Annotated in this window: 5 protein-coding genes and 4 tRNA genes; all 9 read right to left on the minus strand. The window is 39.6% G+C overall.

What is annotated here, in order from left to right; genetic code table 11:
• Positions 1 to 22: 22 nt before the first annotated feature.
• On the minus strand, positions 23 to 1,444 hold the full coding sequence (locus BW961_RS27545) for a CdaR family protein (RefSeq protein ID WP_068586136.1): 1,422 nt from the start codon (positions 1,442 to 1,444) through the stop codon (positions 23 to 25).
• Positions 1,437 to 2,267 (minus strand): diadenylate cyclase CdaA, encoded by an 831-nt coding sequence (gene cdaA, locus BW961_RS27550; protein ID WP_068652090.1) that lies wholly within the window; start codon positions 2,265 to 2,267, stop codon positions 1,437 to 1,439. The genes BW961_RS27545 and cdaA overlap by 8 nt, the downstream gene beginning before the upstream one ends.
• A 208-nt stretch (positions 2,268 to 2,475) precedes the next feature.
• Positions 2,476 to 3,090, minus strand: a complete 615-nt coding sequence (locus tag BW961_RS27555; RefSeq protein ID WP_068586129.1) for a zf-HC2 domain-containing protein — start codon at positions 3,088 to 3,090, stop codon at positions 2,476 to 2,478.
• 115 nt (positions 3,091 to 3,205) lie between these two features.
• The gene (sigW, locus tag BW961_RS27560; protein WP_068586126.1) at positions 3,206 to 3,772 is read right to left on the minus strand and encodes an RNA polymerase sigma factor SigW; all 567 of its coding nucleotides are present in this window, start codon (positions 3,770 to 3,772) and stop codon (positions 3,206 to 3,208) included.
• A gap of 189 nt (positions 3,773 to 3,961) precedes the next feature.
• Entirely contained in the window at positions 3,962 to 6,763 is a 2,802-nt protein-coding gene (ppc, locus tag BW961_RS27565) for a phosphoenolpyruvate carboxylase (protein WP_068586123.1), read from the minus strand.
• A gap of 437 nt (positions 6,764 to 7,200) precedes the next feature.
• A tRNA-Gly gene (locus tag BW961_RS27570) sits at positions 7,201 to 7,274 on the minus strand.
• Positions 7,275 to 7,287: 13 nt separating this feature from the next.
• A tRNA-Pro gene (locus BW961_RS27575) sits at positions 7,288 to 7,361 on the minus strand.
• A 12-nt stretch (positions 7,362 to 7,373) separates the two neighbouring features.
• Positions 7,374 to 7,450 (minus strand) — tRNA-Arg (locus BW961_RS27580).
• A gap of 17 nt (positions 7,451 to 7,467) precedes the next feature.
• A tRNA-Gly gene (locus BW961_RS27585) sits at positions 7,468 to 7,542 on the minus strand.
• Between the last annotated feature and the right edge of the window lie 15 nt (positions 7,543 to 7,557).

A 7,557-nucleotide genomic window follows, 5' to 3' on the forward strand; every position in this document is an offset into this window, starting at 1 on the left:
CTAATTTATAACTTTTCTTATGTTAGGGTGTCTTATTATTCGAATCTCCATTGGGTTCTCCAGTAGGCGGATTCACTGGATCCGTACCTGAATTTATATTGGAATCAGGTGGTACCTCAGAATCAGGGGTCCCTGTCACTGGGTCCGATGGAGGATTCTTATCATTAGGGTCCAGAACAGGCTTATCCGGTTCTGGTGTATCTGCTGGAGTCTTTGTATCCTTCACCTCTATCGTAGCCATCAGTGTCTCTTCGCTAACAAGTGTCGTAAAGCGCGGAAGGGTAACCTGAAGAGTTACCTCATGGGTACCCGCTTTTAAATTCTCGACTCTAGCAACGACTTTAATATCACTAGCTTCTAGATGACTAAGCAATGACGAGGCACCCGTAAGCGTCAGGCTAACCACCTTATCAGATGGTTGTATTACCGTTGCCTGGGTACCATCACTCATACCTTCAATTTCAATTGGAATGTTATCTATCGTAATCTGCTCAACGGATACAACCTCAACTGTGACTTCCACGACATTAGGTTCAATTTTCTCTATACCGGGAGGTAGCTCAAGGTTCACATTTAGTGTATATTTGCCAGCCTTATCTATTTGTTTCAGATCTACCGATGCTACATTATACGTCTCGATAGTTGCCAGTGTATCTTTAGGACCAAATAACTTCACTTCTTTTACATTGGGATCTGCACTGGAAAGTACGAGTCCTTCCGGAAGCTTACCTTTATACTGAACATCTAGTGCCACCGTCTTAAAGGGCGCAGATATTGGAATCTGAACAGATACTACGGAAGGTTCTATAATCGCATTCTTTACTTCCTGCCCTGTAATGTCCAAAGCAACCAATTTTACCTTCTTCTCATTGATCGATTCTTTAGCTCCATCAAGATCAATGGTCCCTTGTACTTTAACTACTGTTAGCAACTCGCTGTTTGGCAATGTCACCTTTACAGTCCCTGGTTCGATCGTTGGTTTCCCTACAGCATAACCTTCAGACTGAATTCCTGTAGTGACAATAGAGACAGGAAACGTTGCATTTGTTCGCTTTTCAATCGTAATCGTAACCTTAGATGGTTCCATTGACACAAGTTCCACACCAGATGGGAGTTGATGAGAAAGAGGCACAGTATATGTACCTTCCTTTACATTACTTAGATCCAATATGACTTTGTAGTCATCATTAAATATAGACGTAATAGCTGATCGTTTACCCTTCACTTCCATCCTAACGCGATCTGTATCCACTGCACTTAATACATATGCAGATTCATCTAATCCAGTGGGCTGGATTTTGACATTCTCAATAATAGAAGTATCCATTGAGGATTTAGGCGGAGTCGGCGAAACATCCTCTATATGTACCATACCCCACAATAGGATACTGACAGCTACCGCAAGAATCTTAACAACCGTGTTATTCTTAATCCATTTATCCACGAGTCCCGCCCCCTTTCCGTTTCCAGAACGCAGGGCGCTTCTCTTTTGTAGTTTTATTCGGACGTAATTCTTCATATAACTTCGAGATCAGCGACTCTTCCTTAATATCTCTGACCACTTGACCATTCATCGCAAGGGATATCTGTCCCGTCTCTTCCGATACAATCACAGATATCGCATCTCCTACCTCACTTATTCCAATCGCAGCGCGATGGCGAGTCCCTAATTCTTTACTAATAAAAGGATTTTCTGAAAGAGGTAAATAACAAGCTGATGCAGCAATTCTGTTCGATTGTATAATCATGGCACCGTCATGTAGTGGTGTGTTTGGTATAAATACGTTAATGATCAACTCAGAACTAATCTCAGAATTCATAGGTATACCCGATTCAGTGTATTCATTAAGCCCTGTCTCACGTTCAAAAACAATTAATGCCCCTATCTTTCTACGTGATAAATAATTAACAGCCTTCATTAGTTCACTAATGAGCTTTGTGAATTCTTCATCATCGGCAAGCGTTCGTCCGAGAAACTTACCTCGACCTAACTGCTCTAACGCACGACGAAGCTCAGGTTGGAATATGATAAAGATGGCCAAGACTCCAAAAGTAAACATTTGATTCATAAGCCACCTGAGTGTATACAGGTTTAGCCACGTACTTAGCGCCCAGATGATCACTAAGACAAGAATCCCTTTTAACAGTTGGATGGCTCTTGTACCTCTTATTAATAAAATAGCATGGTAAATAATATATGATACGATAGCGATATCAATAATATCCTTAATGGTATCGCTCCAAGTGATGTCGGTGAAATAACTCATCAATAAGGCCCCCGTTTATTCCCTTCAAAATATATTATGCTCTCTATATATAATGTCCCTAATCTATAGGTTATAACGATCAACCTCATGATGCAAGTAAAGGTTATATAAAAATGGACAAACTGGGTAATTTGTACAAAAAAAGATGCCTTCTTATTTTAAAAGAGGCACCATTAATGTCACTGTTACCTTTAATTACTCTGAAGCCTTAGCGATAGACAACTTCCGAAAAAACATTAGAGATCTTATACCAGATCCAATCCAACGCCCGATCAACACTTTTTACTTCCCCTGAAATATGTGCAGTAGATGCTTTATACACCGAACCATCAATGACAGTCAAGTTCCCTTCTACATCTCCAAATACTTCTGCCTTGCCATTCTCAACCGTCAGATCACCTGCAACGGTTGTTCCTTCAGGAATAATGACCGTATTTCCATTTATTACAACTTCGTCCAAGTCATTACCATGAATTACCAATTGATTATTCTGGTTAAAAATATTAATGGCACTGAATAGCATGATCACTAAGAACACCGCAGCCGCTGTTGCTGCAGGATGAATCTTCATCCATTTAACCCATACCTTCTGTTTCTTACGTTGTGGAATTTGATTCATAATACGATCCGTTAGCTCATACGAAGCAGAAGGAATATTGTGAGGAAGTGAATACAACATCATATCGGTTTGTTCAAGTTCTTTGAAATCCATCCGACAATTAGGACAGGATAGCAAGTGAGCTTTCAGCATCAAACTTTGCTCCTTGGACAAGTCGTCATCTAGATAATCATGCATTAAAGAGACGGCTGTTTTGCATTCCATATGAGCCATTCCTTTCAATAAATCTGTTAATTTCCCATCAGCTTATACTTAAGACAAGACTTGATAATTTACATACGTATCACAACAACAGATGTTTCATAAAATAATGGGAAGTTTACAATTTAGGCTCTAGTTTTTTTCTTAAAAAATCTCGCCCACGATGAACACGGGTTTTTATCGTTGTTACGGGCATCCCGAGTACATCACTAATTTCCTGTAAAGATAAATCCTGGAGATATCTTAGAATCATCACCGATTTATACTTTGCCGGTAGACTTTCAATAGCATCATAAATAATTTGTTTGGTCTCTGAAATCATTAACTCACTTTCCGGTGTACGATCATCGCTTGGGATTAAGGAATAACCATCCAGTCCCTCTTGATCATTCATATCTGCGTCCAGTGAATATGTGGCTTTTCTTTTCCTCAACCGATCAATACATAGATTTGTCGCAATCCGATAAATCCACGTAGAGAATTTCTGATTCGGATCAAACCGATCCAAACTTTTAAACACACGCAAAAAAGTCTCCTGAACGACATCTTCCGCCTCATGGCGATTGCTCAGCATCCTATAGCCTAAATGATATATTTTATCTTTATACAACTCAACAATTTCCGCGAATGCTTGTTGATCACCATTCAGTGCAAGCTTCGTTAATCTATTCTCTATTTGGTCCAACACAATTCCCCCAGACTTGCTGATGGGTATTACTAGGTTCATAGCACAATATTAGAATCGTAAATCATGTCTGTTCAAAAAGCAATACCGTAACTAAAACTTTAGCAAAAAAACGAAATAAAAATCGAGGTTCCCTAAGGAACACTCGACTTTTTCACACACTTATAATTCCATATTTCACTCGGCAAATCAACCCGTATTACGAAGTCCTGCTGCAATGCCATTGATGGTTAGTAACACTTCACGTAATAGTTCATTATTATCTTCGCCTTGCTCACGCAATTCACGAAGCTCACTGATCAGTTGAACCTGAAGATAACTAAGTGGATCAACATACGGATTACGAAGTCGGATAGACTCCTGAATAACTGGAACATTATCAAGTATTTCTTTTTGTCCTGTTATTAGAAGAATAAGGTCCGTCGTTAATTTGAACTCATCTTCAATCTGATTAAAGATACGGTTACGGTACGATTCTTCCTTCGTCATATTAGAGTACTCTTTAGCAATCAAGAGATCCGCTTTGGCGATAGCCATTTGTAACGTATCAATAAGTGATGTAAAGAAAGAGAAATTGGAATACATATCTTGAAGAACCTTAAGATTCTCTTCGTTGTTCTGGTAAAAGCTTTGTAAGCCCGTTCCTGCAGCGTACCAAGCTGGAAGTAAGTAACGGCTCTGTGTCCATGCAAACACCCAAGGAATCGCTCTTAGGTCTTCAAAGCGATCACTATTCTTACGTTTTGCTGGACGTGAACCTATATTAAGCTCTCCAACCTCTGGAAGTGGTGTAGATTCTTTAAAGAAGCTTAGGAAGTCCGGATCACGGAATATTAAATCCTGATACTTCTTAAGAGAGACCTCAGAAATCCCTCTCACGATCTCATCCCACTGATCCTCTTGCTGTTCATACAGATCATTATGAGGCGAACGAGCATTAATTGCGGCTGTTACAAGGGCAGCAGTTGCCTGATCTAAGCTACGATATGCTATTCCTTGTAAGGAATAACGTGAAGAGATAACCTCTCCTTGCTCCGTAATCTTAATTCCTCCACCTACAGTAGAAGCAGGTTGAGCCAGGATACTGCGATTTAGTGGCATTCCGCCACGACCTAAAGCTCCTCCGCGTCCATGGAAGAATTTCAATTTAACGTTGAATTCATCTGCCGCTGCAGTGATTCCTTTCAAGGCAACACGAAGTTCCCAATTCGCTGTAACTGCTCCGCCATCTTTGTTACTATCCGAATAACCTAACATGATTTCTTGCAAGTCATTCATCGCAGCAACGCCTTGACGATAGATAGGTAGATTAAGTACTTGTCTCATGATATCAGGTGCCGCTAGCAAATCTTCAATTGTCTCAAATAAAGGTACAGCTTGAAGGGTACAAGTAACGCTCTGATCTGCATTACGAGAGAATAGACCCACTTCTTTAGCAAACACCATGACTTCTAGAATATCACTAGCACCTTGAGCCATACTTATGAGATATTTCGAAATACAACCCGTACCAAACTCTTCTTGTGCCTTATACACCGTACGATATACCTCTAGACATTCTTTGGTACTCTCTGTATACACATGATAAGGTGAAGTAATCGGTCTAGGATCATTCAACAAATTATTAAGTAAACTAATTTTCTCATCTTCGGTAAGTGCAGCATAGTTTTCTGAAATATTCATTTTTGCCAATACTTCAGTCATCGTGTTCTCATGTTCTTGGCTATGTTGGCGAATATCTAAGGCAGCTGTATGGAATCCAAATAATTCGACTTGTCGAATTAATTTTTTAATGTAAGTATCTGCAACATAATCTGCATAGTGATGACGTAAGCTCCGGTCAATGATGTTAAGATCTTCGATGAATTCTGCAGGTGATGCATAACGTTCCGACGTACCTTTTTTACTCTCATCCAAGACATTATTAATCTTTGTCATCATATGAACAAGCTTAATGCGATAAGGTTCATTTTCATTATGCCATATCACATTTTTACTTAAAGGTACTTCCGATTGATCATTAAGGATGGATTCTTCTAACTCACTTGACACCGTAACTATGGACGTACTGAAACTTAAGTATTGCATATACTCCGACATGATTCGGTGATATTCACGAACTGCCAGTTTACGTTGCATACACAAGGTCTTCCAAGTAATATCTGAAGTAACTGATGGGTTACCGTCACGATCTCCGCCAATCCAAGAACCGAACTGGAGATATGTCGGAACATGCCAATGTTGTCCAGGATAATACTTACTTAGACATCGTTCCATTTCTTGATACACATCCGGAAGGACATGGAATAGCGTTTCATGGAAATAGTACATACCATGTCTAACTTCATCCAAGACCGTTGGTTTGCGATCTCTTAATTCATCCGTTTGCCATAATGTAATAACCTCATTCAACAGCTTCTCACGTAATTGTTCCCGTTCACGGAAAGTAAGTGTCGGATTATCTAATAGCATAACATCTTCTGAAATACGCTTATGAATATCTAGTATTGCTCTGCGCATAGCTTCTGTTGGGTGAGCTGTCATGACAAGTTCAAGTGAAAGACCTTCAACAATATCTTGAACTTCTTCATACGTGAAATTCCGTTCTTTCAATTCTTGAATTGCACCTTCAATGGAACCTGGTTGAACCGTTTCTCCTGCAGAACGTTCGTAATCACGTTTTCTCCGGATGCGATGGTTCTGTTCAGCGATATTGACTAGCTGAAAATAGATTGCAAAAGCACGAATCACCTGATGGCGTGTATCCGGCTTTAATGTGTCAATCGTTTCTTTAAATTCAGCGTAAACTTCAGGCAAGAACACAGATCTCAAAGATTTGCTTGTTTCACGAATCTTCTCCACGATCTCTAGTAGCTCGTTGCCTCCCTGATGGACTAATACTTCTCCAAGAATGTTACCAAGAAATCGCACGTCTCTACGTAGCAGATTATTGGAGTTACTTTTGCTTGCGGTAACCGTAAGTTCAGTCATGTTACTCCTCCCGTCTTCTCTGTTTTAATTGCTATCTATTTATGACACCTTCTTAAGACTTCATAACATCATACAATAAAACAAGATTAAAATCCTTATTTTTCTTTAAATTAAACAAGTTTTTCATGTATTAATATTTATAATAAATGAATTTAAATTCACTCATTAAAATCGCATCGACATCAATATATGAGTTAGGAAACAACTTTCGAGGATTATTATAATACATGAAAATTTCATTATCCACATATTTATACATAACCTATATAATAATTACCATATCTGGAATATAGGGGCTTAGTATTCTAATACTCCATTGTATAGTTCCTATCAGCAACCTTAAATATTCATAGTACATATACTGCATTACCCAATATATTAAATTTGTATGTATACAAAAAAATCCTTGAATCTCAAGGATTATAAATTTAGAAATATGGAGCGGGTGATGGGAATCGAACCCACGCTATCAGCTTGGAAGGCTGAAGTTCTACCATTGAACTACACCCGCACAAAAAATAATATCGGGACGACACGATTTGAACATGCGACCCCCTGGACCCAAACCAGGTGCTCTACCAAGCTGAGCTACGTCCCGATAATATATTAATGGTGCGCCCTAAGAGATTCGAACTCCTGGCCTTTTGATTCGTAGTCAAACGCTCTATCCAGCTGAGCTAAGGGCGCAAATACATAAAGAAAAATGGAGCGGACGACGGGAATCGAACCCGCGACCCTCGCCTTGGCAAGGCGATGCTCTACCGCTGAGCCACGTCCGCAAACATATGGTGCGC

Source organism: Paenibacillus macquariensis, from assembly GCF_900156375.1.
In the GTDB taxonomy this organism is placed as follows: Bacteria; Bacillota; Bacilli; order Paenibacillales; family Paenibacillaceae; genus Paenibacillus_AQ; species Paenibacillus_AQ macquariensis.

Excerpts from the sequence above, each read along its gene's own strand:
- cdaA (WP_068652090.1), bottom strand. The coding sequence starts at position 2,267 with ATGAGTTATTTCACCGACATCACTTGGAGCGATACCATTAAGGATATT.
- BW961_RS27555 (WP_068586129.1), bottom strand. The coding sequence starts at position 3,090 with ATGGAATGCAAAACAGCCGTCTCTTTAATGCATGATTATCTAGATGAC.
- ppc (WP_068586123.1), bottom strand. The coding sequence starts at position 6,763 with ATGACTGAACTTACGGTTACCGCAAGCAAAAGTAACTCCAATAATCTG.